Origin of the sequence: Campylobacter sp. MIT 12-5580 (assembly GCF_005406235.1) — a bacterium.
Classification (GTDB): domain Bacteria; phylum Campylobacterota; class Campylobacteria; order Campylobacterales; family Campylobacteraceae; genus Campylobacter_D.
Genome location: NZ_NXLK01000002.1, coordinates 274,590 through 301,110 on the forward strand (window position 1 = coordinate 274,590; position 26,521 = coordinate 301,110).

Annotated in this window: 26 protein-coding genes; 16 read left to right on the top strand and 10 right to left on the bottom strand. The window is 34.6% G+C overall.

The window, feature by feature from the left end:
• Positions 1-7: 7 nt before the first annotated feature.
• The 3 genes from CQA38_RS03385 to fliL all read right to left on the bottom strand — a co-directional run bounded on the left by CQA38_RS03385 (position 8) and on the right by fliL (position 3,331).
• On the bottom strand, positions 8-2,188 hold the full coding sequence (locus CQA38_RS03385) for a carbon starvation CstA family protein (RefSeq protein ID WP_137632573.1): 2,181 nt from the start codon (positions 2,186-2,188) through the stop codon (positions 8-10).
• 241 nt (positions 2,189-2,429) lie between these two features.
• The gene (acpS, locus tag CQA38_RS03390; protein WP_137632574.1) at positions 2,430-2,774 is read right to left on the bottom strand and encodes a holo-ACP synthase; all 345 of its coding nucleotides are present in this window, start codon (positions 2,772-2,774) and stop codon (positions 2,430-2,432) included.
• Positions 2,774-3,331, bottom strand: a complete 558-nt coding sequence (fliL, locus tag CQA38_RS03395) for a flagellar basal body-associated protein FliL (RefSeq protein ID WP_137632575.1) — start codon at positions 3,329-3,331, stop codon at positions 2,774-2,776. Before fliL ends, acpS begins: the two co-directional genes overlap by 1 nt.
• Before the next feature lie 86 nt (positions 3,332-3,417).
• On the opposite strand from fliL, the gene CQA38_RS03400 reads away from it, so the two are divergent.
• The 3 genes from CQA38_RS03400 to CQA38_RS03410 all read left to right on the top strand — a co-directional run bounded on the left by CQA38_RS03400 (position 3,418) and on the right by CQA38_RS03410 (position 5,969).
• The gene (locus tag CQA38_RS03400; RefSeq protein WP_137632576.1) at positions 3,418-4,785 is read left to right on the top strand and encodes a phosphomannomutase/phosphoglucomutase; all 1,368 of its coding nucleotides are present in this window, start codon (positions 3,418-3,420) and stop codon (positions 4,783-4,785) included.
• A 14-nt stretch (positions 4,786-4,799) separates the two neighbouring features.
• Entirely contained in the window at positions 4,800-5,168 is a 369-nt protein-coding gene (locus CQA38_RS03405; protein ID WP_137632577.1) for a DUF1090 family protein, read from the top strand.
• Positions 5,169-5,339: 171 nt separating this feature from the next.
• Positions 5,340-5,969, top strand: a complete 630-nt coding sequence (locus CQA38_RS03410; protein ID WP_137632578.1) for a hypothetical protein — start codon at positions 5,340-5,342, stop codon at positions 5,967-5,969.
• A gap of 37 nt (positions 5,970-6,006) precedes the next feature.
• Here the strand turns inward: CQA38_RS03410 and CQA38_RS03415 are convergent, their stop codons facing one another.
• The 6 genes from CQA38_RS03415 to der all read right to left on the bottom strand — a co-directional run bounded on the left by CQA38_RS03415 (position 6,007) and on the right by der (position 13,248).
• The gene (locus CQA38_RS03415) at positions 6,007-6,747 is read right to left on the bottom strand and encodes an extracellular solute-binding protein (RefSeq protein ID WP_137632579.1); all 741 of its coding nucleotides are present in this window, start codon (positions 6,745-6,747) and stop codon (positions 6,007-6,009) included.
• A gap of 70 nt (positions 6,748-6,817) precedes the next feature.
• Positions 6,818-9,175, bottom strand: a complete 2,358-nt coding sequence (locus CQA38_RS03420; protein WP_137632580.1) for a tetratricopeptide repeat protein — start codon at positions 9,173-9,175, stop codon at positions 6,818-6,820.
• Positions 9,176-9,184: 9 nt separating this feature from the next.
• Positions 9,185-10,420 (bottom strand): serine--tRNA ligase, encoded by a 1,236-nt coding sequence (gene serS / locus CQA38_RS03425; RefSeq protein ID WP_137632581.1) that lies wholly within the window; start codon positions 10,418-10,420, stop codon positions 9,185-9,187.
• Between the two features lie 8 nt (positions 10,421-10,428).
• Positions 10,429-11,388: a tryptophan--tRNA ligase gene (trpS, locus tag CQA38_RS03430; RefSeq protein ID WP_137632582.1), complete on the bottom strand. Its 960-nt coding sequence runs from the start codon at positions 11,386-11,388 to the stop codon at positions 10,429-10,431.
• Positions 11,385-11,876, bottom strand: coding sequence for a shikimate kinase (locus CQA38_RS03435; protein ID WP_137632583.1), 492 nt, complete (start codon positions 11,874-11,876; stop codon positions 11,385-11,387). The genes trpS and CQA38_RS03435 overlap by 4 nt, the downstream gene beginning before the upstream one ends.
• Positions 11,866-13,248 (bottom strand): ribosome biogenesis GTPase Der, encoded by a 1,383-nt coding sequence (der, locus tag CQA38_RS03440; RefSeq protein ID WP_137632584.1) that lies wholly within the window; start codon positions 13,246-13,248, stop codon positions 11,866-11,868. The genes CQA38_RS03435 and der overlap by 11 nt, the downstream gene beginning before the upstream one ends.
• Before the next feature lie 106 nt (positions 13,249-13,354).
• On the opposite strand from der, the gene CQA38_RS03445 reads away from it, so the two are divergent.
• The 12 genes from CQA38_RS03445 (at position 13,355) to CQA38_RS09410 (ending at position 24,347) form a co-directional block, all read left to right on the top strand.
• On the top strand, positions 13,355-14,611 hold the full coding sequence (locus CQA38_RS03445) for an inner membrane CreD family protein (RefSeq protein WP_137632585.1): 1,257 nt from the start codon (positions 13,355-13,357) through the stop codon (positions 14,609-14,611).
• Positions 14,608-15,249, top strand: coding sequence for a hypothetical protein (locus CQA38_RS03450; RefSeq protein ID WP_137632586.1), 642 nt, complete (start codon positions 14,608-14,610; stop codon positions 15,247-15,249). Before CQA38_RS03445 ends, CQA38_RS03450 begins: the two co-directional genes overlap by 4 nt.
• A gap of 104 nt (positions 15,250-15,353) precedes the next feature.
• Positions 15,354-16,262, top strand: a complete 909-nt coding sequence (locus CQA38_RS03455) for a DMT family transporter (RefSeq protein ID WP_137632587.1) — start codon at positions 15,354-15,356, stop codon at positions 16,260-16,262.
• A 1-nt stretch (position 16,263) separates the two neighbouring features.
• On the top strand, positions 16,264-17,079 hold the full coding sequence (gene kdsA / locus CQA38_RS03460) for a 3-deoxy-8-phosphooctulonate synthase (protein ID WP_137632588.1): 816 nt from the start codon (positions 16,264-16,266) through the stop codon (positions 17,077-17,079).
• Between the two features lie 11 nt (positions 17,080-17,090).
• Positions 17,091-18,803, top strand: a complete 1,713-nt coding sequence (locus tag CQA38_RS03465; protein ID WP_137632589.1) for a DUF262 domain-containing protein — start codon at positions 17,091-17,093, stop codon at positions 18,801-18,803.
• A 163-nt stretch (positions 18,804-18,966) separates the two neighbouring features.
• Positions 18,967-19,437, top strand: coding sequence for a 6,7-dimethyl-8-ribityllumazine synthase (gene ribH / locus CQA38_RS03470; protein WP_137632590.1), 471 nt, complete (start codon positions 18,967-18,969; stop codon positions 19,435-19,437).
• Position 19,438: 1 nt separating this feature from the next.
• A complete protein-coding gene (gene nusB, locus CQA38_RS03475; protein ID WP_137632591.1) occupies positions 19,439-19,831 on the top strand; it encodes a transcription antitermination factor NusB in 393 nt (130 codons plus the stop codon).
• Positions 19,828-20,514 (top strand): orotidine-5'-phosphate decarboxylase, encoded by a 687-nt coding sequence (gene pyrF, locus CQA38_RS03480; protein ID WP_137632592.1) that lies wholly within the window; start codon positions 19,828-19,830, stop codon positions 20,512-20,514. Before nusB ends, pyrF begins: the two co-directional genes overlap by 4 nt.
• A gap of 118 nt (positions 20,515-20,632) precedes the next feature.
• Positions 20,633-20,872, top strand: a complete 240-nt coding sequence (locus CQA38_RS03485) for a ComEA family DNA-binding protein (RefSeq protein ID WP_137632593.1) — start codon at positions 20,633-20,635, stop codon at positions 20,870-20,872.
• A 354-nt stretch (positions 20,873-21,226) separates the two neighbouring features.
• On the top strand, positions 21,227-23,098 hold the full coding sequence (gene mnmG, locus CQA38_RS03490; RefSeq protein ID WP_137632594.1) for a tRNA uridine-5-carboxymethylaminomethyl(34) synthesis enzyme MnmG: 1,872 nt from the start codon (positions 21,227-21,229) through the stop codon (positions 23,096-23,098).
• Positions 23,095-23,748, top strand: a complete 654-nt coding sequence (locus tag CQA38_RS09405; RefSeq protein ID WP_137632595.1) for a DUF2920 family protein — start codon at positions 23,095-23,097, stop codon at positions 23,746-23,748. Before mnmG ends, CQA38_RS09405 begins: the two co-directional genes overlap by 4 nt.
• Complete coding sequence (locus tag CQA38_RS09410; RefSeq protein WP_283202089.1) at positions 23,712-24,347, top strand: DUF2920 family protein; 636 nt, start codon at positions 23,712-23,714, stop codon at positions 24,345-24,347. The genes CQA38_RS09405 and CQA38_RS09410 overlap by 37 nt, the downstream gene beginning before the upstream one ends.
• 27 nt (positions 24,348-24,374) lie before the next feature.
• On the opposite strand, the gene CQA38_RS03505 is transcribed toward CQA38_RS09410, so the two are convergent.
• Entirely contained in the window at positions 24,375-25,775 is a 1,401-nt protein-coding gene (locus tag CQA38_RS03505; RefSeq protein WP_137632597.1) for a hypothetical protein, read from the bottom strand.
• Between the two features lie 241 nt (positions 25,776-26,016).
• On the opposite strand from CQA38_RS03505, the gene petA reads away from it, so the two are divergent.
• Entirely contained in the window at positions 26,017-26,520 is a 504-nt protein-coding gene (gene petA / locus CQA38_RS03510) for a ubiquinol-cytochrome c reductase iron-sulfur subunit (RefSeq protein WP_137632598.1), read from the top strand.
• Position 26,521: the final 1 nt, after the last annotated feature.

Consider the following 26,521-nt stretch of genomic DNA (forward strand, 5'->3'; position numbering starts at 1 on the left):
TTTTGCCTTAATGAGAGCTTGAAAGTGAGTAAGAATAATCACTTGCTTTATGATAAGGTTCTTCACTAAGTGGCCATCTTTGTCCTTGTCCTTTGTAGGTGTAATAGCAAATTTTGATTGTTTCAAAAAGCACTACAAAAACAACAATCATAAACAAGCCGCAAAGCACAGCATCAAGTAAATTGTTATGGAAATTAATCTGTGCTGCTTCTAAAGCTCTTTGTGTCGCATTTGGATCATTAAGCACAGCCAAAGCTTTTTGCACCGCAGCCACATGGCTTACCGCATCATGCACAGCTTCGCCATTCATCGGCATAAGTTTTTGGAAAGATGCCCAAAGTGTGGTTAAAAGCACCCAAAATGCTGGAACTATAGTAACAAAAGAGTATTTTGCTTTACCCATTTTGAAAAGCACAACCGTTGCAAGTAAGAGTGCGATGCCCGCAAGCATTTGATTTGCTGCACCAAATAAAGGCCAAAGTGTGAAAATTCCACCTTTTGGATCAATAACACCTTGATAAAGCAAATATCCCCAACCAGCTATACAAAATACAGAAGCGATAAAGCCATAATACACAGAGCTTGTATCACCCATTGGTTTATAGATATTGCCTAAAATATCTTGGATAAGATACTTACCACTTCTTGTACCCGCATCAACGGCAGTCAAGATGAAAAGCGCTTCAAAAAGTATGGCAAAATGATACCAAAACGCCATTGTGTGTTCCCCACCGATAAAAGGAAGTTTATGCAAGATATGTGTTAAACCTACCGCAAAAGTTGGTGCTCCACCTGTTCTTGAGACTATAGTTTGCTCGCCAATTTGAGCTGCTGTTGCTGGGATAAGTTGATCATAAGGCGTAGTAAGCGCTGTTGAATCAAGTGTAAAGCCAGCATTTTGTAAAATAGTTTTTAAGTTTTGCTCAACTACTGCTAAATCCGGGCTTCCAGCCTGTCCTAAAAGTGCGGTTGTCGCATTTGGATCAAGAGTGTTAAGCGGAGTGTTGATCGCAAAATAAAGTCCAGGCTCAAGTATGCACGCTGCGATTAAAGCCATGATACCAACCATACTTTCCATAAGCATAGCCCCATATCCTACCATACGCGCATGTGTTTCTTTTTCAAGCATTTTTGGTGAGGTGCCTGAAGAGACTAAAGCGTGAAAGCCTGAAATCGCACCGCATGCTATAGTGATGAAAAGAAAAGGAAAAATTGAACCTGCAAAAACCGTACCTTTGCCATCAATGAAATTAGTAACGCTTGGCATTTGTAAATCAGGATTTACAATGATAACACTGATCGCCATGATAGCGATAACGCCTACTTTTAAGAAGGTGCTTAAGTAATCTCTTGGAGCAAGGAAAAACCACACCGGAAGCAAAGATGAGATGAAGCCGTAACCAATCACGATTAAAGCAAGAGTTTTTTTATCAAGCAAGAAATAATGATGAAGTGGATGTGCTGCATCAGCTATGCTGTGTCCATACCAAAGAGCGACGATAAGGAGGATAAAGCCGATGATACCAGTTTCTCCTATCCTACCCGGGCGGATAAAACGCATATAAATTCCCATAAATATCGCAATAGGAATAGTCGCTGCCACAACAAAAAGTCCCCAAGCTGATTCAGCAAGAGCATTAACCACAACCATAGCAAGAATGGCTACGATGATAAACATGATGAAAAGTATGCCAACCATAGCAATACCGCCGGTAACTTTACCCATTTCATCTTTGATCATTTCGCCAAGTGATCTTCCTTTGCGTCTCATTGAAAGGAAAAGCACAGTAAAGTCATGCACGGCTCCAGCTAAAACAACGCCAACTAAAAGCCAAATCATACTTGGCAAGTATCCCATTTGAGCGGCTAAAACAGGACCTACTAAAGGACCAGCTCCAGCAATAGCAGCAAAATGATGCCCAAATAAAATGATCTTATTTGTTGGCACATAGTTTTTGCCATCACCATTATATACCGCTGGTGTGGCACGATTATCATCAAGCTCAAACACCTTTTGTGCGATAAATAGGCTATAAAATCTATACCCTATCATATAAACGCACACAGCAGCAATAACGATCCAAATCGCACTAATGGTTTCACCTTGTTTGAGTGCAACCACACCAAAACACCAAGCCGCAATGATAGCGACTAAAATCCAAACTAAACTTGAGAGTGTTTTATTCACCTTAATTCCCCTCCATAAATTTATAAAATTTATCAGCAATTATAACATTACTTTTTTTAAAATACTCCATTTTTGATTAAATTTTATTCAAAATAAAATAAAAACTAAACAATAAAACTTATTGAAATCAAATAAAATCGGTATTGAATACAAGAGAAAATTTTAAACAAAATATTTATAAAAGATGAATTTAAGAATCTTTTAAATTGTTCTTATCAAATGCCAAAATGAAAATTTATCTTTAGCATTTGATGAGTATAACAGCCATAGCAAAGCCACTATCATGACTAATGCTTAAACTTGTGCTTTGAATGTGAAATTTTTCTTTGATTCGGGTTGAAAATTCAAGTCTTGGAGCGTTTTTTGTGTCTTTGTAAATTTGCATATCAAAAAAACTACACTCTTTGCTTATACCAACCCCTAAAGCCTTGCTCGCAGCTTCTTTAGCAGCCCAAAATCCAGCTAAAGAAGCTGGATTTTTGATATATTCTTGCTCTCTCTTGCTTAAAAACTTATCCCAAAAAGCTTGTTTGTTAAATAGCCTTTCTATGCGTTTGATAGAGACTAGATCACAACCTATTCTCATCAAGAAACAACAAAATCTGTAAAATAGATATTTTTAATGAAGCCATCAGTTAAAACCTCATTGATTCTGCCTACAAGTTCATCTTTTAATCTTTCTTTGCCCTTTGTGGTGCTGACTTCTTCAAAGGTTTTTGAAGTCAGTGTTCGTATGATGATATCTCTTATGATAGCATTTTTCTTTTCAAGCTCGGGTTGCAAAAGCTCGGTATTTTGCTCAAGCTGAATAGTGCATTTAACATATCTTGCCCCACCATCACTGAGTAAATTTAAAGTAAAAGGCTGAAGCGGATACATAGGACCTATATTTGCAAAATCACTACTTCTTTGCGTAGGAGCGGCTGCGTTTTTACTTGCGGCTGAACCAGTTGTTGTGGCTGTGTTTGCGCTTGCTGTGGTGGCTACATTTGCACTTTCATCACTTGGAGCAGAAAACATTAAAAAAGCGATCGCACCGATAACCACAAGGAGTAAAACAAATAAAAAAATGACGATGATAAGAACTAAAGAACCGCCTTTTTTCTTTTTCTCTTCACCATTCGTTGCTTCTTCGTTTTCCATTAAATCTTTCCTTTAAGTAAAATATTGTAAAATTGTAGCAGAAAATCGTTTGTATTTCAAAGAAAATTTAAGAAAAAAGGATAAAAATGCTAAGCGTGATCTTTAGAGAGTATGATATAAGAGGGCTTTATGGCAAAGAGCTTAATGAAAAAAGTGTTAAAGTCATAGGCTTTTTACTAGGGCTTAAAATGCTTGAGAAAAAGTGTAAAAATGTCAGTGTTGGTTATGATGCAAGGTATAGTAATGAAGAGTTTTTTAGCTATCTTGTAAGTGGCTTAAACAAAGCTGGCATTAAAGTGTATAAACTTGGGCTTGTGCCTACTCCGCTTGGGTATTTTTCGCTTTATGAGGGCTTAAAATTTGATGCAAATATTATGATTACTGGCTCTCATAATCCAAAAGATTATAATGGTTTTAAGATCACTATAGGCAAAGAAAGCTTTTTTGGAGCTGAGTTAAAAGCCTTTGGCAAGGAAGTTGAGGCTCATTTAGATGAGGAAATTCCTACAAATGAAAGCTGTGAAGAGTATGATATATTGAGTTTATATATACATTTTATGAGCGAGCAATTTAAGCATTTAAAGGGCTTTGAATATAATTTTGCTATTGATTGTGCTAATGGAGCAAGTGGGGTTGTGATAGAGCCTTTGATGAAGGCTTTAAATTTAAAGCCAAAAGTGCTTTTTGCAGAGCCAAACGGACAGTTTCCAAACCACGCTCCTGATCCAACTGAAAAAGAAAATTTACAAGCCCTGCAAGAGCTTTTAAGAGAGGATCAAAGCCTAAATATAGGCTTTGCTTTTGATGGGGACGCTGATAGAATGGTGGCTTTGAGTAGAACACATATTTTTTGTGGGGATGAGCTTTGTTATTTGTTTGCTAAAAATATCCCAAATCCACGCGTTTTAGGCGAGGTAAAATGCTCAAAAAATCTCTTTGATGAGGTAGGAAAATTTGGTGAAATTTTCATGGGAAAAACAGGGCATTCAAATATCAAAAAAATGATGAAAGAGCAAAACATAGACTTAGCCGCTGAAGTAAGCGGACATATCTTTTTTAAACATAGATATTTTGGCTATGATGATGGAATTTATGCCTTTTTACGCACTCTTGAGCTTATCCACAAGGGTTTTGATTTAGAGGGTATGATCACTTCTTTGCCAAAGCTTTATACTAGTGATGAGCTTAAAATCGCAGTCAGTGAAGAGGAGAAATTTGCACTTGTGGAGGCTTTTAAAAAAGCAGTTGAAAAAGGTGAGCTTGAGGGCGTGAAAGGACTTTGTGAGATTGATGGAGCAAGGATTGATTTTGGCTATGGTTGGGCTTTGCTGCGTGCTTCAAATACCAGCCCTTACCTCATCACTCGCTTTGAAGCTACAAGTTTAGAACAGGCTAAGGACATTCAAAGTAAAGTTTTGGCATTATTTGAAAAAGTCAAAGCAAATTTAGCCTAAAAAAAGGAGATGAAATGATGAAAGTTGTAGCTTTAAGTATCTTAACTGCAAGTCTTGCTTTTGCAAACACTCAATGCGAACTTAAGCTTAAAGAGCTTAACAAAGAACTTGAATTTGCCAAACTTCACAAAAACGAAGCGCAGAGTAAAAAGCTTGAATTTGTAATCAAACAAATTCAAGAAGATTGCGCAAGCGATCCACTTTTTTATGATAAAAAGGCTCAAAATAAGCTTGAGAAAGAACAAAGACTAAAAGCGCTTGAAATTCAGCTTAAAGTACTTGAAAATAACAAATCTATGATGAGTAAAAATGAGTATAAAGCCCAAAAACAAAAACTCAAAGATGAAAAAGATGAGATAAAAAAAGCCTTTGAAGGACTTTAATCCAAACAAAGGCTCATTTTTAAGGAGTATTTCTATGAATAAATTGTGTTATATAAGTAAAAATTATAAAGCACTTAAGTTAATCATTCGTAATAAAAATACTAAAGCTTTTTTGTTTTTTGTCGATATTGCTTATACTTTATGAAATTTAAGGAAGGGAAGGAAAAAAGGATGCAAGTAGATTCGACCTTAACAACGACTTCAGGCGTTGCAACAAGTGCTAAAAAAGCAAGTGATACAAGCGCAAAAAATACGGAGTCTTTAAACACAAGTGAGCTAAGCAAAGACAATCTAGAAAAGCTCTCAAAGCTCGGAGGTAAAGGTATTACTCAGCTTTATATAGCTCAATTTCAGCAAGAAATGTTTAGCTCAAGTTTTGGAAATTTTAGCTCTCAAAGTGGAGTTTTAGGACTTTTAGGGAATTTTGGTAGCAGTGCGGATAATATCGCAAAAGCAGCTACAGCATTTTCAAATGTTGATTTTGCAGCTATTGGCTACACAGGCAAAAATCCTTTGTCGATGAATCAAAATGAGCTTAATGCTTTAATCGGTGAAAATGGCTTTTTTGGTGTGGAAAATACAGCAAATAGAATAGCTGATTTTGTCATACAAGGGGCTGGTAATGATCTTGAAAAGCTTCAAAAAGGCTTTGAAGGTATGAAGCAAGGCTTTAAACAAGCTGAAAAGATGTGGGGTTCAGCTCTTCCTCAGATCAGCCAAGATACTATTACTAAGGCAATTGAAAAAGTAAGCGCAAGGATAGAAGAGCTAGGCGGCAATGCTGTAGATATCAAAGCTTAAGAAATCCCCTTTTTAGGGGATTTAATAAACTTCAAAATTATTTTTCAAGCCATTCATATTTTTGCCAAATTTTTTGAGCTTCTTTGCTTTGTATGAATTTCACAAATTCAAGTGCTTTTTTATTTTTTAGCCCCTTGTTTGTAGGGATAATTTCTGATGATCTATAAATGACTGATTCTTCACTTAACTTCACAAATTCAGCTTTACCTTCTAAAACTTTTGCCCAATGAGACCAGATGATAAGAGCGTCTATGTTTTTATTATTATTCCAGCTTTCAAGAGCTTCTTTTGAATTTTTAGCATATAAAACTATATTTTTGCGTAGAGCGACTAAATTTTCTCTTTTGCCAGTTTTAAGTGCCATATCTTCGTAAAGTCCTACTTGTCCAGCTCCATCAACGACCATGATTTTAATATTTTTTTTGAGCAAATCTTCAAAGTTTTTAATCTTTTTAGGATTGTTAGGGCGCACTATAATGCCAGATGGGCGGATGTTAAGGACTTGTATATTTTTATATTCAAGCTCATCTGGCATGGCTTTAATAAAGCTATCCATCATAGAGGTATTGCCAGAAAAGATGAGATCAGCATCAGCTTTGGCTTTTTGTATCCAAGCTGGAGTTGGTCCTGCTGTGATATTTACTTTTTCTTTGTGTTTTTGTTCAAATTCTAAGGCAAGTTCCTTTAAAACTGGAGCAGGACCACCGGGACCATACACTAAAATTTCAGCATGAAGCATACATGCAAGCACAGCGCTAAGTGTTAGTATTTTTTTCATTTTTTTCCTTTATTGTTGATTTAAGGCGCTTATTATATTTAAGATAAGTAAATAAGACTTAAACAAACAATCATCTTAAGTCAAAAGTAAAAAATCTACTTTGAAAATTATTTTCCACTTGTCCGTAATGATATAAAGCAGGCTCATAGTTTTGCACCTCTTGATAGAGTAAGCCTAAAGCTACTCTTGCTTCTTGGTTGCTCTCATCTTCAAGCTTTGCAAGCTCTAAAAGCGCAATGGCAGCATTTGGGTTGTTTGAGCCAATGGCTGCAACTGCGGCTAGAAAATAAGTCGTTGAGTCTTTGTGATTAAAATCATTGATTAAGGTATCATACAAAGCATATGCTTCTGCATACAGCCCTGCATAAATATCCATATACGCTAAAATAGCGCTTAGCCCAGCTTCATCTTGCATGCCTAAGGCGAGTTCTTCTTTGATCTTTTCTCTTTCTTGATTAAGTAAGCCTGAAACTCGCATTAAGTTTATATAGTTTTCGCGGATGAGATTGGCTCCGCCAGCTAAAGCTTTATAATTGAGTTCTATATTTTTAAAGTGAAGTTGTGCATTTTGGGCGTATTCTTTGATATTAAGATTTGAATTTTGAGCGTTAAAAAGCAAGATATCAGCTAAAATATCATCTTTTGCAGCATTTTTAAGCCTTGCAAGCTGTGCGTCCATCTGATTATAAAGCCCATTGTTTTTAGCGATAATGCTTTTAAGCATAAAGCTTAGAGGGCTTGATTCGGTATTGTCATCTAAAAAAGGAAGCATTGCGGCATTATCATTGTTTGCAAAAAGTAAGATATTTTGATAAACATTTGCCTTAAATTCATCATCAACGCTAATATTTTCGTTGATTTCATTGACAAGTCTAATAGTGCTTTTTTGGCTTAAATTTCCAGTCAACACCGCAAAAGCTCCAGCTGCGTAGTTTTTTGGATCTAAATGATATGAACTTGAAAAATGCTTATATGCAAGATCATAGTTTTGAAGTTGAGCATAGCTTAAAGCAAGATTATAGTGTAAAATGCTGTGTTCTTGGTAGCTATTGAGTAAAGTTTTAAAATCATTATTTGCTTCTTTGAGTTTACTTTCAAAGACTTTTGAGATGATTTTAGCAAGCTTAACATTCACAGAAGAAAGCATTTGGCTTGCGTTTAAAAGCTCTATACCATCTTTTTTATCCTCTAAAAAATCCACAACATTGGCTTTATTGATATAATTTGCAGCTTGTTTGGTGTCAAAAACTTGATAAGGTGCAAAATAAAACAAAAAATCCGCCTGGGCTTTTTTATCTTGTAAAAAGTCCTTAGAAAAATTATCTTGAGCGATTTGTATATCAAAAAGTTCTTTTTTAAGCCTTACTTTTATTTTGTAAGTGTCAAGTGTGGTTTTTTCAGCACCTTGATAAAAAGCTCTTATCCTTGAGAGCATATCTTGATATTTGCCTGTTTTAAGATCGATCAAATTTAAAGCCGCTATGCTTTGGTTGCGTTCTTTGTCAATCTTTAAAGACCTTTCTAGTGCAGTTTTTGCTCTAGCATAATCTCCCATTCTTGCATAAATTAGTCCTTGAGAAAGGCTTGATTCGAAATTCCCTTGTTTTTGTAAATTTTCTAAAGCTTTGGCATCAAGTCCCATTTTTGCATAAATTTTTGCACTTAAATACCTCGCATTATCCACATAACTTTCATCATTTGTAAGCTGGAGCATTTGCAAGGCTTCTGGATAAAAGCCTTTATAGTAATTAATGAGGCTTAAATAATAATTAAAAAGCTTAGAATTGCCTTCATTTGGCAAATACACATAAGCAAGATCAAGATAATACTGGAATTTAGCTATATCATTAAGGTGCAAGGCACATACAGCAGCATTTATGGCTGAAACAGTTTGGTTTTCATTGCCCTCAATAGCTTTTTTAAAGCTTTCAAGCGCAAGAGCGTAATTATTTTGATTCATTTGAGAAACGCCAAGATTATAATTTGATAAAGCCTCGCTATAAAGGGCGATTTGTTCATAAACTTGTAAGGCTTGCTCTCTTTCACCTTGCAAGTATAAAGCATTTGCCTTTTGTATCATACTATCCATTTTACTCATATCAAATTGAAGGCTTTCATTATCAACACTAGCTTGAGGAGCTTGTGGCGTTGTGGGAATGATCACTCCGCTAGGTTCGCTTTTTTGGGAGGATAAAAAAGATAAAACGACAAGCAAGATAGCTACAACACCGAGTAAAACGGCTAGCATAAAGACAAATTTAGTATCTTCATACCATTTTTTCTCCCTTGGAGCTTCTTCAAAGCTTGAATCATCTTGTTTTTCACCCCCACTCCTTGAAAAACCAGAGCCATTTTCTTCACCACCGCTTCTTGAAAAGCCACCGCTTGTTTCTTCTTTTTCTTTAAGTATGACCTCTTCTTCAGCCATTTGTATCCTTTAAAGGTATTTTCTTAAAACATCAGGCACACTGATCTTGCCATCTTTTTCTTGATAATTTTCCATGATGGCGATTAAGGTTCGTCCTACTGCTAGGCTTGAGCCATTGAGCGTATGCACGAGTTCATTTTTGCCAGCTTCATTTTTAAAGCGGATTTTTGCTCTTCTGGCTTGAAAATCTTTGCAGTTTGATACTGAGGAAATTTCTCTGTATTTATTTTGTCCTGGCAGCCATACTTCAAGATCGATAGTTTTTGCTGCACTAAAGCCAAGATCACCGGTGCAAAGAAGCACATGGCGGTGGGCTAAACCTAAGCTTTTAAGCAAATCACTCGCACACTCAAGCATTTCATTAAACACCGCCTCACTTTCACTAGGCTTAGTGATGCTTACTAGCTCCACTTTTTCAAACTGGTGCTGTCTTATCATGCCCCTTGTATCACGTCCTGCTGAACCTGCTTCTTTACGAAAGCAAGCACTATAAGCTGTCATTTTGATAGGTAAATCCTCAGCCTTTAAAATTTCATCATTGAAAAGATTGGTTAGGGCAATCTCGCTCGTTGAGATAAGATATAAATCCTCATCTTCTATCTTATACATATCATCTTTAAATTTAGGTAATTGTCCGGTGCCAAACATAGTGTTTGCATTAGCTAAAAAGGGCACATTTACCAGCTCAAAGCCCCTTGAGCGGTTAAAATCTATCATATAATTTATCAAAGCCCTATTAAGCAGGGCAGCTTCATTTTTAAGCACGCAAAAACGGCTACCAGCTAGCTTTACTCCCCTTGTAAAATCAAGCCAATCAAGCTTTTCGCCCAACTCAAAATGCTCTTTTGGCTCAAAGTCAAATTTTCTTGGCTCAAGCACCTTTTTAAGCTCGATATTTTCACTCTCATCTTTGCCTATAATAACGCTTTCATCAGGGATATTTGGCACACCAAAGGCTAGTTCTTCAAGGCTTGTTTCAAGCTCTTTTACCTTTTCATTTTGTGTGCTTATCTTGGCTTTATTTTGGCTTAGTTTTGCTTTTAATTCTTCTTTATTTTCAGCACTTGCAAGCTCTTTTGAGAATTTATTTTGAAAGGCTTGTAAATTTTCTAAGTCTTCTCTTTGTTTTTTAAGCTCTTTAAAAAGCTCTTTAAGCTCGCCTAAAACTTGCTTTGAAACACCTTTGTTTTCAAGCTTTAAAGCTATAGTTTCAAAATCTTTTTCTAAGGCTTTTAAATCTAGCATTTTTTCTCCTAAAGTCCTATTTTAGCATAAATTGTTTGCATTTTTTCTTTGGCGATTTTACCTGCTTTTTTTGCTCCAAATTCTAAAATTTCCTTAAGTTTTTTTTCATCATTGATAAGTTTTTGAAATTTCTCTCTTGCTTCCTTGAAATACTCAAGTACAAGTTCATTTAAATACAGCTTAAAATGCCCATAGCCCTCGCCCCCTCGTTCATACCTTGCTTTAAGCTCATTTTGCCCAGCTTCATCTAAAAAAAGCTTAGCTAAGGCAAAAACATTGCAAGTTTGCCAGTCTTTTGGCTCTTCTAGGGAGGTGCTATCTGTAATAATAGCTGAAATTTGTTTCTTAAGGGTTTTTTCTTCAGCAAAAAGATCGATAGTATTTTTATAGCTTTTACTCATCTTAGCCCCATCAGTTCCTGGCACCACAGCTAAAACTTCATCAGTTAAGGCTTCAGGTAAGCTAAAAACCTCGCCAAATTCATTGTTGAATTTCAAGGCTATATCGCGTGTGATTTCAAGGTGTTGGACTTGATCTTTTCCTACTGGCACGAGTTTTGGTTCAAAAAGCAAAATATCAGCTGCCATTAAAACAGGATAAGAAAAAAGCCCATGACTTGCATTTAAGCCCTTTGCTATCTTGTCTTTAAAGCTATGAGCACGTTCAAGTAGTCCCATAGGCGTAAATTGAGAAAGTATCCAGTAAAGCTCTAAAACCTCTTTAATATCACTTTGCAGCCAAAAAGTGCATTTGTTCTCATCTATACCAAGCGCAAGAAAAGCCGCAGCAGCCTTAAGTTTGTTTTCATAAAGCTTTGTGCCATCTTGCACGCTTGTCATTGCATGATAATCAGCGATGAAAATAAACATATCCTCCTTATCTTGAGCCTCAAGCATGGCTTTAATCGAGCCAAAATAATTTCCCAAATGCAAATTTCCACTTGGCTGAATTCCTGTTAAAATTCTCATTTATACCCTTTCATGATTTCTGTAACGATTTGTAAAACGCTTTTGTGTTCGGTGCAAATGATTAAATTTGCCTTGCTTTCATACTCTGCTAGCCTTTCTTTGTAAAGTGCTCTTGCTTTTTTTTCATCTTTAAACAAGGGGCGTTTTTCAAGGCTAGTTTTGCTTAAACGAGCTTTGATATAGTTAAAATGAGCTTTTAAATACACCACATATTGGTTATTATCCTCAAGCAAAGCCTTATGAAAGCCTCCACCTGTGGCGATGACATAGTTTTTGAAATTGTGTAATTCTTGTGCTAGGGCTTTTTCTTCATTTCTAAAAAAGTCCTCGCCCTTAGTTTCAAAAAGTTCTTTAATCTTAGCTTGATTTTTTTGCTCTATAAAGGCGTCTGTATCTAAAAGTTTATAATTAAGCTTTTTAGCTAAAGCCTTAGCTATGGTACTTTTGCCACAACCCATAAAGCCGATTAAGATGATATTATGCTTCATCTTTTTCGCCTTTTTTACGACTGGCTAGGATTAAAGGCACGCCGTCTAACTTAAAGCTCTTGCGGATTTGATTTTGCAAATAACGCTTATAACTAAAATGCAAGGCTTTAGGACGGTTCATCACAAGGGCTATTTTTGGTGGAGCTAAGTCATACTGCACCGCATAATAAATTTTAACTAATTTTCCCTTATCATGCGGTAAGGGGTGAGCTTTTGTCGCATTTTGTATAAGTTCGTTTAGCTTTGAAGTAGGGATTTTTTGGGTGAAGTTTTCAAAGACTTCTAGGATTTTATCAAGCAAATTCCCCACTCTTTTACCACTTTTGGCTGATATGCTAATAATTGGTGCAAAGGCAAGGAATTTAAAGCGATCAAGCTTAAGTTCTTTGATGACTTTATCATATTCATACTCGCTAATATCGATTTTATTAAGCACGATGATAACGCCTAGATAATGCTTGCTGATAAGCCCAGCTATGCGTTCATCAAGTTCATTAAAGCCCTCGTTTAAATCAAGCACTAAAAGAGCAATTTGTGCTTGTTCTAGCATTTTTTCAGTTCTGTTTAAGGCAAAGCGTTCAAGTCCAGCGATTTTCCCTCTTTTTCTAATGCCTGCAGTATCTACAAATTCTATGATTTTACCCTTATATTCTAAGCTTTCATTCACTGGATCAATGGTGGTTCCAGCCACTTCACTTACTACACTTCGCTCGCTTTTAACTAAAGCATTTAAAAGACTTGATTTACCAACATTTACGCGTCCTACTATACCAACTTTGATGTGATTTTCATCGATATTTTTAAACTCAAATTCTCCTTCTTGATTTTGCTCAAAATGTTCTAAAAAATCCTCTAAATTTTCTTCTTCATCAGCTTGTAAAAAAGGCTCGTGAAGTAAAGAAGCAAGCCATTCATAAAGTTCATCAAAGCCTGTGTTGTGAGCTACAGAGATATTAAAAATTTCTTTGAGCCCAAAATTTACAAATTCCCAAGCTCTTTCTTCATCTTTTTTATTATCTACCTTATTAATCACTAAAGCCATAGGCTTATTTAGCTTTTTAAGCTTATAAAAAAAGGCTTTATCCTCATCATCAGGCAGTTTTTTACCATCAACTAGATAAAGAATAATATCAGCATTTTGAGCTCTTTTTAGTGTATTTTTTTGCACAGCTTTGAAAAGCTCATTACTCTCATCAAGCCCACCACTATCGATAAGCAAGGCTTTTTTACCCAAAATTTCACACTCTGCCTTGTTTGTATCTCTTGTCGTGCCTGCTATATCGCTAGTTATGGCTAGACGTTTTTTGATGATTTTATTAAAAAGGCTTGATTTACCAACATTTGGTTTGCCTATGAGTATGATTTTTTGCAATTTTTTTCCTAAGTTATATTTTTTTATGATTATATAAAATTTGTCTTAAATTTAAGCTAGTTTTGGTTATAATTTTGCCTTGAATTTCATAATTTAAAGGCTAAAAATGTCAAATTTGCAAGAGTATTTTGAGCAAAATCAAAAACAAAAAAACTTAACAACTTATAGTCTAAAGGCATTTTGGCTCTTTTTGATCTCTTTTGGCTTGCTTGTGCCTTTATTTTTTACTGATGATATTTTGCAAGAAAGATTAACTTCAGCTAAAAAAGTGCAAGAGGAGATAAGTGACTCTTGGAATGGACAAGAAGTTTTTGAGCTTACTCCATTGCTTTCATTGCATTCTAATAAAGCAGATGCTTTGGCAAAAACTTACAGCCCTGATGAACTTGAAGTCTTTGTAAATTTGCAAAGGCAGCAAAGAAGCAAAGGGCTTTATAAAGCCTTTGTTGGCAATGCTTTTGTGGATGTAAATGCAAGTTTTATCCTAAGCAAAGACGAGTTTAAAGACTATCAAGCTCAAAGAGGCACGATACAATTAGACAACTCTATATCTTATTTTTCGATTGATTCTTTAAAAGCTAAAAATACAAAGCTAGAAATCAATGGCAAGTTAATAGATTTAAAAGACTTAAGAAACGATGGAGGTATAATAGGTTTTGATTTAAATTTACAAGATCAAAGCGATCTGCAAGATAAAGGTGTAGAGTTTAAAGTGCAAATGAGGTTTGAATTTAAAACTGCAAACCAGCTAGACTTCTTCTTTGGTGGCGTAGAAAGACATATCATCATAAACTCAAACCACACTTCACCAAGCTTTGAAAAGTTTTTACCACAAAGTTATAGTATCGATAAAAATGGCTTTAATGCTAATTATGATCTTAAATCAAGCGGACAAGAGCGTGTAAGGATTGTCTTACATGATGATAGCATTAATGAATACCGCTTGATTGAAAGAAGTATAAAATACGCTTATTTTTTCATCGCTTTAACGCTTTTGACTTTATTTTTATGTGAGCTAGTATCTAAAAAAGAAATCCTTTTGATCCAATACGCTTTAGTTGGGGCATCTTTGGTGATCTTTTATCTTACGCTTTTATCTTTTAGCGAGCATTTGGGCTTTTTGAGTGCGTATTGTATCTCAAGCCTATGTGTGATTTTACCAATCAGCCTTTATACCTTAAGCGTGCTAGGGCAAAAAAGCTTTGCCCTGCTTATGTGCGCGGTGCTTTTAATGCTGTATATTTGCTTGCTTTTAATGCTGTATCAAAGTGATTTTGCCTTGCTTATAGGAAGTATTATCGCTATGTTTGCTCTATATCTTGCGATGTATTTTACAAGGAATTTAAATAAAGCAAAAGAATGAAGCCTTTTTTTATAAGCCTAGTATGTTTTAGCTTTCTTGCAGCCTTAGAAATGTCGCGAGGAATACCTGCAAAGGTAGAACCACTGGATTATTTTCTAACAGATTGTATTTTAGTCATTTTTCTTTCTTTGCTCGTGCAAGCTTTTGTAAGCCTTGTTTTAAGGCTTAATCCCTTTTTTAATCTAAGAAAAACCCTCATTATCCTTGCTAAAAATGAGTTTGTAATCTTTTATGAATATGAAAGAAATGAAACTTTATATAAAATCAATCTTAATCAGCAAAAAGTCTTTAAATTCAAAGATGAAGTTTGGCAAGAAATACAGGAATTTCCAAAGGCTCTTCCTTTAAAAAACGCTCTTAAATTTATAGAGTATTTTAAAGACTTTGCCAAGCAAAATACCCAAAATTTGCTTTTAAATCACAGCCACAATATCTTTTATGCACGTTTTGCAAAGGCTTTTAAAGACTTTGATGAGTTGCATTTTGATCCTTTTATCTTAAAGCTTAAACGCAAAGAATTTGCTAAAACCTTAGTGCGATTTTTTGTTTTTATGTTTATCACTTTTTTTGTAATCCCAGTTTTTATGCTATTTGTTCTTGATAATATATTTATTATCTTTTTTGCTATACTTGATTGATTTTATATCTCATAAAAAATTTGTTTAAAAATTACCACCAAATTTAAAGCAAAAATTTCATAAAGCTTAGTTATAATGAAGCTTTTTTAAAAAAAAGGAAAAAAATGCTAAGAGTGATAAAACATAATTTAGGCGTGTATTTTATGGTGATAGCTTGTCTTGACTTTGCTTTAGTTGGAGCGTGCGCAAAAATCTTAAGCGAAGAACTGCCAAGCATAGAAATTATGTTTTTTCGCAATATCATAGGCGTTTTTTTTATGCTTTATATGATTAGTAAGCTTAAAATTCACAAAGAAGAGGGGCATTTTTGGCTTTTGGTGTTTCGTGGTGTTGTTGGCACACTTTCTTTGTATCTGTTTTTTTATAATGTATCTCATATCTCTTTAGGTGGGGCGTTTGCCTTTCAAAAAACCTCGCCCATTTTCATCACACTTATCGCTTTTTTTGTCTTTAAAGAAAATATAGGCTTAAAGGGCATTTTTGCCATACTTATCGCCTTTGGGGGCGTTTTGCTCGTATCTCAACCTTGGGCAAACACTGCTAATCACACTGGTTTTGATCTAAAAAACTCAAGTTTAGGCGTGCTTAGCGGGTTTTTCGCAGCCCTAGCACTGACTAGTGTAAGACAGCTTAGAAAATTTTATCCTACAGAAAAAATCGCCTTTTCTTTTATACTTATAGGCGCGATAATGCCTGCTATTTCTATGCTTGTAGGCGAATTTTACGCTCCAAAAGAGCTTGATTTTATCATCGCTCCTTTTGTTATACCAAGCTTAAAAGCGTGGATATTTATCATCATTATGGGCGTTTTAGGCACCATTTATCAAATTCATATTACCAAAGCGTATGGAGTGGCTAAAAAAGCTGGAATAGTGGCTGGAGTGAGTTATTTAGATGTTGTTTTTTCTTTAATCATAGGCTTATTTTTGGGTGATGATTTACCAAGTTTTATGGTTTTTATGGGTATAATAGGCATTATTTTTGGAGGACTTATTTTAGTAAAAAGGAAGTAAAATGCAAAAGATGATACTTATAGCTGGACCTTGCGCGATAGAGAGTAAAGAGCTTGTTTTTAGCGTGGCTGAGGCTTTAAAGGACTTGGCAAATGACGAAAAGATAGACTTTTATTTTAAATCAAGCTTTGATAAGGCAAATCGCACCAGCATAGAAAGCTTTAGAGGGGTAGGACTTGATGAAGGTTTGCGTATCTTAGAGGCTGTAAAAGCTGAATTTGGTATGAAAATCCTTACTGATATACACGAAAGCAGTCAAGCAAAACCTGTAGCTGAGGTAGTAGATGTGCTTCAAATTCCAGCCTTTTTATGCAGACAAACTGACTTGCTTGTCGCAGCAGCACAAACAAGAGCAAAGGTAAATATCAAAAAAGGACAATTTTTAAGCCCAAATGACATTAGATACAGCGTAAAAAAAGTGCTTCAAACAAGAGGCGAAGTAAATGAAGGCTATGAAGCAGCTGCAAAAAATGGCGTTTTTGTAGCAGAGCGAGGCTCAAGCTTTGGTTATGGGAATTTAGTCGTGGATATGAGGAGTTTAGTTATCATGCGTGAGTTTGCTCCTGTGGTGTTTGATGCTACACATAGCGTGCAAATGCCCGGACTTGGCGGAGGAAAAAGCAGTGGAAAAAGCGAATTTATAGAGCCTCTAGCAAGAGCTGCTGCTGCAGTTGGCGTTGATGGCTTTTTCTTTGAAACCCATATAAACCCTTGTGAAGCTTTATGTGACGGGGATAATCAACTCACTCCAGCTAGGCTAAAAGCTTGTGTAAATCTGCTTTTGGACATAGATGAAAAAATTAGATATTTAAAATAAGGACAATATTCATGAAGGCAAATGAAAGTAATTTTGGGTTTATGCAAAATGAAGAACTCATTATAATCCCTTTTTTTCAAAGAGCGTATGTTTGGAAAGAAGAACAATGGGAACAATTTTTTGATGATTTGTTAGAGAGTTTTAAAAGGCAAAAAGAACATTTTTTAGGCTCTATCATTCTTAAACAGCTAACAACAAATGCAGGTGAAGGCTCTAAAAGAAGTCTCATTGATGGGCAACAAAGACTCACAAGTTTTTCCATTCTTGTTAAAGCACTTTATGATAAGCTTGATGATGGCGATAAAGCAGATTATGCGAACTATCTTTATAGAAGACCAACAAAAGACAAAAATGCAAAAATTGAACATTCTAAAATTGACAAAATTAGTTTTGATAGAATTTTAAAAGCTACAAATTTCAATTCCATAGAAAAAAATGAAAAGAGTAGACTTCATGCGTGCTATCAATATTTTACAATAAGGGTAGAAGGATTAGAAGAGTCAAGAAAATTTTTAGATTATATTTTAAATTCCCAACTTTGGGTTGTCATTAATTTAGAAAAAGATGAAGATGAACAACAAATCTTTGACTCTATTAATAGCACAGGAGTAAAACTTACTGCAAGTGATATTATTAAAAATGCACTCTTTGATAAAGCTATAGCACTAGAAACAAACTATGAAGAACTTTATAAAGAGTACTGGGAAGATATATTTGAAGTAGAAAATACAATTGATTTTTGGCAAGAAGAGCTTTCTACCGGTAGAGTAAAACGAACAAGAAGCGAAATATTTCTGCATGCTTTTGCCGTAATAGAAGGTTTTTTTGATGCAGATAGTTCTCTTGAATATTTAAGTAATTTATATAAGGAACAAATTAAAAATTTCAATAAAGACAGTTTAAAAAAGTTTTTACAAAAATTGAAAGAATATGCTTTGATTTACCAAGATTTTCCAAAAATCGATAAAAATATGACCTTAAATTTTAAAAATCCTGAATTAAAGTTATTTCACATCTTAAAAATTACAGAAACAAATACAATTGCCCCTTTACTTCTCAAATTGAAAGCAATATTAAAAGATAAAGAAAATTTACACTTATGTTTTAAATTATTAGAATGTTTTATTTTGTATCGATGGCTTTGTGCTTCCACAACCAAAGGTTATAATAAAATTTTTGCAAAACTTGCTCAAATAATTAATAAAAATAATGCATACGATTCAATCTTAAATAATTTAAAAGATGAAATACCAAAACAAGATAAAGTCAAAGAATCTTTAATCTCTAAAGATTTTAATATTAAAAATGGCAAAGCTACTTTAGTTTTATTTTGGATTGAACTTTATAGACGGTTTAAAAATAAAAATAAGCAAGATATTATAGAACTTTGCTATGAATATACCCTAGAACATTTAATGCCTCAAAAATGGCAAAATAACTGGGAAAATATAGGACAAAATGAAGAGTATGCTAGAAGCTTAATTTATCAAATTGGCAATATGACTTTGCTAACACGTTCGCTTAATAGCACTATAAAAAATAGTTCTTGGAAAATAAAACTTAACGGGAATGGAAAAGAAGATAAATATATAAAAAGTTGTGCTGATTTGCTTATCACAAAAGAGTTGCTTGATATAGAGCAATGGAATGAGGAGGAAATTTCTAAGCGCACAGAAAGACTAATAAAAGAATTTTTTGAAATTTGGAATATAGAAAATTACTAAAAAATTACTATAAGTTGCCTTTGATTAATAAATAAATTTTAGTAATTAAAATTTTAAAACAAGAATGAGTAGTACCATTATTATACATAGTTAAATTCAGCAATTTTTAGTTTAAATTGTGCTAGAATTTGCGTTTATTTAGCTTAATTAAGGAGAATTATTAATGAAAATTTTAGAAGGAAAACTAGCCCTTAAAGGAAGTGAAAAAATCGCTATCATCAATGCAAGGTTTAATCACATCATCACTGATCGTTTGGTTGAGGGAGCAAAGGATGCTTTTTTAAGACATGGAGGCAAGGAAGAAAATCTCAGCCTCATACTTGTGCCCGGAGCCTTTGAAATCCCTTTCGTGCTTAAAATGGCGATTGAAAGCAAGAAATTTGACGCTATAGCTTGCGTTGGAGCAGTTATTCGTGGCTCAACACCCCATTTTGACTATGTTTCAGCTGAAACGACTAAGGGTATAGCCAATGTAAGCTTGGCACATCAAGTGCCGGTAAGTTTTGGCGTGCTTACTACTGATACTATCGAGCAAGCTATCGAGCGAGCCGGATCAAAAGCTGGAAATAAAGGCTTTGAGGCGATGACAACTTTAATAGAAATTCTAAATCTCAAACAAAGCTTCAAGGGCTAAAATGGCGACGCGTCATCAAGCACGAAAAAGTGTGGTTTCGCTACTTTATGCAAGCGATTTAAGCGGAGAAAATCAAGCTTTTATCGATGAATTTTTAGAACAAAATAAAATTCGCAACGAGCAAAAAAGCTTTGCTCTGGCTTTATATGATGGTGTAAAAGCGAATTTAAATGCCTTAGATACGAATTTGCAAGCCAATCTTAAAGAATTTGATCGCCTCAGTAAAGTAGAACTTGCGATACTTCGTTTAAGTGTGTATGAACTGCTTTTTAGTGATACAGATAAAGCTATCATCATTAATGAAGCCATAGAACTTGGCAAAGAACTTGGCAATGAAAACTCCTCAAAGCTCATTAATGCTGTGCTTGATACGATTATAAAGGCGAAAAAATGAAACTTTGTGTAGCGCTTGATGTGGCAAGTTTTAATGAGTGCATAAAATTAGCCAAAGAGCTACAAGGGCTTAGTCTATGGCTGAAAGTGGGTATGAGAAGCTTTTATAGAGATGGCAAAGCTTTGCTTGAGGAGCTTAAAAAGCTTGATTTTAAGCTTTTTTTAGATTTAAAGCTTTATGATATACCAAATACTATGAGTGATGCTTGCAAAGAGCTTGCAAATTTAGGAGTTGATATGATAAATTTGCATGCAAGCGCTGGAAAAACAGCATTAAGTGAGTGTATGGATACTTTAAACACCCTTCCTTCTCGCCCTTTAGTGTTAGGCGTATCAGCTCTTACAAGCTTTGATGAACAAAGCTTTAAGCAAATTTATAAGCAAGATATCAATCAAGCAGTTGTTAGCTTTTCAAGGCTTGCCTATGAAGCTGGACTTGATGGCATGGTGTGTTCGGCTTTTGAAAGTAAGATGATTAAAGAGCATACCAATGAAAAATTTCTTACCCTAACGCCGGGCATTCGTCCTTTTAAAGAAGCAAATGATGATCAAAAAAGAGTGGCTGATCTTGAATTTGCTAAAATTGCTCTAAGCGATTTTATAGTCGTTGGACGCCCTATTTATAAAGATAAAGAACCAAGAAGAGTATGTGAAAAAATTCTTGCTGTGATAAATCAAGCTTAAAAAATGTAACCTTTGGTAAGTTTTTTACATAAATTTAACTCATTTTCATTTTCGCACTTCTTTTTAAGTAAGTTTATGAAATAATATTTTTAATTATCAAAATTTTGAAGGAGTGAAGATGAAGAAAATTCTATTTTTCTTGTTTGCCTTTGTGGGCTTTTTATGTGCAGCTGTAAATATCAATACAGCAAGCTTAGAAGAGTTAAAAGCTCTTAAGGGTATAGGTGAAACAAGGGCTAAAGCTATACTTGAATATAGGGCAGATCAAAACTTCACTTCTGTCGAAGAGTTGAAAAAAGTCAAAGGCATAGGCGATAAAGTTTTTGAGCAAATCAAAGATCAAATTTCAGTGCATTAAGCATTTATGAGAGCTATTTTAAAATAGCTCTTGCAGATTAAAAAATATTTTGAAAGTGCTATTTGCTTCTTTTGTGATAAAAGCTCGGTGTTTTCTCATAAGTTTCTTACCCTTTTTTGTTTTTTGTTTTATACTTTGCTACTTATTTTCACATACATTAAGAACTTTTAAAAGTAAAATCAGCTACAATTTCTTCCGCTTAAGTGCTTAATTTTAGCCTTATTTAAGCATAATTCAAGCAAAACAGCACCTTTAAAACTTGCGTACAAGGTGCTAAAAAACAAAATACGGAAAAATGGTTTAAAACAAACACATAGTATATATTCTAAATTTTGCATTTTAAAAGGAAAAAAATTGCATACTTTTGACATTATCGTTATAGGTGGAGGACATGCAGGCATTGAAGCAAGTGCAGCTGCTGCTAGAATGGGTAAAAAAACCCTACTTTTAACCACACTTATAGAACAAATCGGTGCAGCAAGTTGCAATCCAGCTGTTGGTGGACTTGCTAAAGGACATTTAGTCAAAGAGCTTGACGCTATGGGTGGGCTTATGGGTGAGATCACTGATGAGGCTGGCATTCAGTTTCGCATTCTTAATGAAAGCAAGGGCGTAGCTGTAAGAGGCTCGCGCGCTCAAATTGATATGGATCGTTATAAAATCATCGCTAGAAACAAGCTTTTTGCCTTAAAAAATTTACAAATTTCTCAAGAACAAGCCCTAGAAATTCTAAGCCAAAACGGCGAGATCAAAGGTGTAAAGACAAACTTACATAATGTATATTTTAGCTCAAAACTCATCATCACTACAGGGACTTTTTTAAGTGGGCTTATCCATGTTGGCACGCAAAAAATAGAAGCTGGCAGGGTTGGAGAAATGCCTTCTTATAAGCTCTCTCACTCTTTAAAAGACTTAGGACTTACTCTTGGTAGACTCAAAACAGGCACTTGTCCTAGGGTGGCAGCTTCAAGTATTGATTTTTCAAAGCTTGAAATTCAGCATGGCGATGAAAAGCCAAAACCTTTTAGCTTTCGCACCAAAAACTTTGCTCCAAAGCAACTTCCTTGCTTTATAGCACGTACAAACGAGCAAACACATCATATCATACGCTCAAATTTTGATAAAGCACCACTTTTTACAGGACAGATTGAGGGCGTGGGTCCTAGGTATTGTCCTTCTATTGAAGATAAAATCAACCGCTTTGCTGATAAAACAAGTCATCATCTTTTCATCGAGCCACAAACTAAAGAAGCTACAGAATACTATATCAACGGCTTTTCAACCTCCTTGCCTTATGAGGTGCAAGTAGCTATGCTTCAAAGCATACAAGGCTTTGAAAATGCTAAAATAACGCGTTTTGGTTATGCTATAGAATATGATTATGCTGAACCAACCCAGCTTAAACACAGCCTTGAAACAAAAAACATAAAAGGGCTTTACCTCGCAGGACAGATTAATGGCACTACAGGCTATGAAGAAGCTGCGGCACAAGGTTTTATGGCTGGCATTAATGCTGTTTTAGCCCTTGATGAAAAAGAAGCCTTTATATTAAGGCGAGATGAGGGCTATATAGGTGTGATGATAGATGATTTGGTTATAAAAGGCACAAAAGAACCTTATAGAATGTTTACTTCAAGGGCTGAATACCGCTTGCTTTTACGCGAGGAAAATGCTATTGTTAGACTTTCTCATTATGGTTATAATTTTAAGCTTCTAAATGAGGCAGATTTTAACTTCACTCAAAATATCAAGTCAAATTTACACAAAGGCTTAAACTATCTACTAGAAAATGAATGGACGCCAAATACCCAAAACAACGAGTTTTTAGCCAGTATAAATGAAGAAAAGATAAGCTCCATCATCTCCTTGCAAAAGATAGTGGCTCGCTCTAGTTTTACTAAAGAAAAACTTAAAAAGCTTGGTTTGATTTTTGAACAAATGGATGAATATTCTTTAAATGAAATTTTAAGCGAGGCAAAGTATTATCACTACATCAGCATGCAAAAAGATCAAATTCAAAAGATGAAAAGCTTATATGAGCTTGAAATTCCAAGTGATTTTGATTTTAAAGGCATTAGTGGGCTAAGCAATGAAGTGGTTGAAAAGCTTGTCAAATTTGCTCCACCAACATTATTTGCCGCCTCACAGATCAGCGGTATCACTCCAGCAGCCATTGATATTTTGCAAATTTATCTTAAGATGAGAAGCAAAAAGGCTGAGAAATGATCCTTACAAAGCATTATGAAATACAAAGTTGTGATGATATAGAGCTTGATATAAAAAGAGAAAATAAGCTTGAATTTAAGGTGTATTTTGATGATGAAAAGCAGATGAAGGATATATTTATCTTTATCGCTGGACTTGGCGAGGATAATGATGAAGAATATATCAAGCATTTAAGTGAATTTTTGGTTAAAGAGTATAATGTAGCTGTTTTAAGCGTGGATTATCATTGTATAGGCTCTCGTCCGCAAACTGGAGCGAAATTTTATTTTGATACGATAGATCGCTTAATTATTCAAAGTGCGTGCGAAGCTCTTAAGATAAAAGTGCCACAAGAGCTCAGCCAAGATGAACTTACGCAAGCTGATATTAAAAGGGTGTTTAATGACTTAAGCGCACAAATGCAAATGCTTAAAGACGCAAAAGAACTTAAAGAAGATGCTAAACTTTACATTCATACAAGCTTAAATCCGCGCAAAAATGAGTATCAAAACTTTGGGCTTATGCAGGCTATGGATATTTGTAATGCTCTTTTGTATATAAAAGCCAAAATCCACCTTTTGAACTTGCAAAAGAGGCAAAAATCATTGCTTTTGGGTCATCTCATGGCGGCTATTTGGCACTTTTGTGTGCGAAAATCGCTCCATGGCTAATCGATGGCGTGATCGAAAATTCAGCTTATATTCAAATTCCTTTAAGGCTTTTTGGCTTTTTAAAAGAGCTTGATTATATCACGCAAGCTGAATTTTCTTTACATTCTTGGTATCAACATCTTGTTATTTCAGGATCAACCAAGACACATTTTACTTCAAATCAATACTCTAAAAATCACTTCAAAAACGCATATCATAGAATCCGCAATATCTTAGATGATGAGCATTTACACACCCAAGCTTTGCATAAAAAGCCCTTGATCGTGTCGTATCACTCAGCACAAGATTTTGATTTTATGCCACCAAGTGTTAAAATAGAGCTTTTTGAAAAGCTTGAAAATTTAGGCTTTAAGGCAAAGTTAATCATGATAGAAGATGAAAGTGAGGTTGATGGTAAATTTATTAAAAATTTAAATCACGGTATGGGTATGTCTTTAAAAATACTCGCCCAAAAAGAGCTTGGCTTAATGCTTAGGCAACTTCACGAAAAACCAAATTCAGCCAAAATAAAACAAGAAATTTCTTTTCAAAGTGATGAGCTTAGTTATACTTTCACACAAGAAAATAATGCTCTTAAACTCAGCATTCAACGCACTTGAGTAAGACTTTTATCAAAAAGCCTTATTTTAAACAAAGCTAGGCTTTAAAAATATCTTTGCCCTTTCTAAACAAAGCAAAATATCGATAAAATTTTCTTCTTTTACAAAGTTTTTTACGTCGCCAATCTCTTTTTTATAAACGCTTTCAAAGTCTTTTTTCAAATTTGCATTGTGCATAACTTGTTGCATAATATCTTCAAGAATAACTTTCATAGGGGATTTTAAGCTTATTTTGTCTTTATTTTTATCATTTTTATAGCTTTTCATATCCTCATAATTGTTTCTTTCAAGCTCAAATTTATTGGCTAAAATCATCGCTATATTAAGCTTTTCTATAGTATCAAGTTCATTTTCTTTAAGATAAGAAAACAAATAAAGTGTCTTTGCAAAAGGAATGATAGAATGAGCCTTTTTTCCTATATTAATGCTATAAAGCTTCAAGGGCTCGCAAGCTTTATTGATATGATTAAAGCCTAATTTGATATTTAAACGAGAAATAATAGCCTCAAAGATAGAACTTTCTATGGTTTGGAGTTTTTGTCCTTTAGTGTTGTAAAGATTTTCTGTGCTTTCTAGGTGAAAAATTTGATGATTTAAGCTTATTTTTGCTTTTTTATTTTGAGTAAAAAAATGATAATTTTCAATCAAACGCATATAAGCTAAAGCCAAACCCTCTTCTAGCTTAACGCAAAATGGCTTTTTATCAAAAGCTGATATAGCTACATAAGAAAAGTATTTTTGCTCTTTAAGCTTTTCAAGCTCTTCTTGGATATTTTGAAATATCTGCGTCTTATCTTTAAACTGAAAATAAGGGGTGTAAGAACTCATAAAAGCTTGTATGTCAAAATTTTCTTCTAGTTTTATTATCTCAGTATAAGGTGGAACTAAGCTTGTAACTCCTGGTGCATTAAAGGTATAAAGACTTTTAAATTCGCTCTCATCAAAACTTAAGCAAAGCATTTGTGCTAAAGCCCCACCCAAAGATGAGCCACAAACACTTAAAGCACCTGTAATACGCGGCTTATTTTTAAGATAAAAATGAATAAGACTTTCATAATGTGCTTGACAAATACGACCCGTTGCTATTTCATAGTCTGCAGCAAAATCCTTTTTCAAAAATTGCCCGCTGGCTAAATCATCAAGATTTTTTATGCTAAAAAGCTTTGCAAGATCTATATCGCTACTTTCAAACTTACTTCCTCGAATAGCCATGATCAATTCTAAACTTGTTTTATGTTGCAATAAACTCGCACTAAAACCAGAACTTTTATCATCTTCAAAATCAAGCAAATCATAATTTTGCCAAAAATCCTCAGCCTGCAAAGCGCTTACCGAACCTTTAAAATTTTTTACCCTAAGATCTTGAAAACAAAGCCATGAAAGCTCAGCTTTTTCTTTAAAATTTGCTATCAGTTCTTTTTGATTCATATCGTTTGCTATCCTTTTTGTTGTTGGTTTAAAAAATTATAACAAATTTTTAATTAAACCAAATTTTTAGTAAAAATGTTCCAAATGTGCTTTTTGCATATTTTGCTTTTATAATTTATAAAATTGTGGTATATAATACTTTCTTATATTTTAAAATCACAAGAAAAAGAAAAAATTTATTTAATTTTCGCTACACTTATAAGTATTGTAAATTTTTAGACAAAATAAGAAAGGAAAAAACATGGCTACTTCAGAAAGTAGGCGAAGCTTTATAGGTTTGAGCTTTGGTGCTGTAGCTGCTGTGGGCGGGGCTTTTAGCCTTGTGGCGATGAAAAAGACTTGGGATCCCTTACCAAGCGTTCGTGCAGCTGGCTTTACGACGGTGGATCTTTCACCCATGCAAGAAGGGGAGTTAAGAACGATAGAATGGCGTAAAAAGCCTATCTTCATTCTCAAAAAAGATGCCAATATGGCAAAAGATAGCAAAAGAGATGTGATCGTAGATAATGCTGCTTATACCGTTGTGATAGGACTTTGCACGCATTTGGGCTGTATTCCAGCTTTTGCACCAAGTGAGGGCTTGTTTAAATGCGCCTGTCATGGTGGTGAGTTTGATGTAAGCGGTAAAAATGTCTTTGGACCACCGCCAAGACCACTTGACATACCTCCTTTTAAAATAGACGGGACTAAGCTTGTTTTAGGCGAAGAAGGTCCTGAATATCAAAAAATGATAGCGGAGGTGTAAG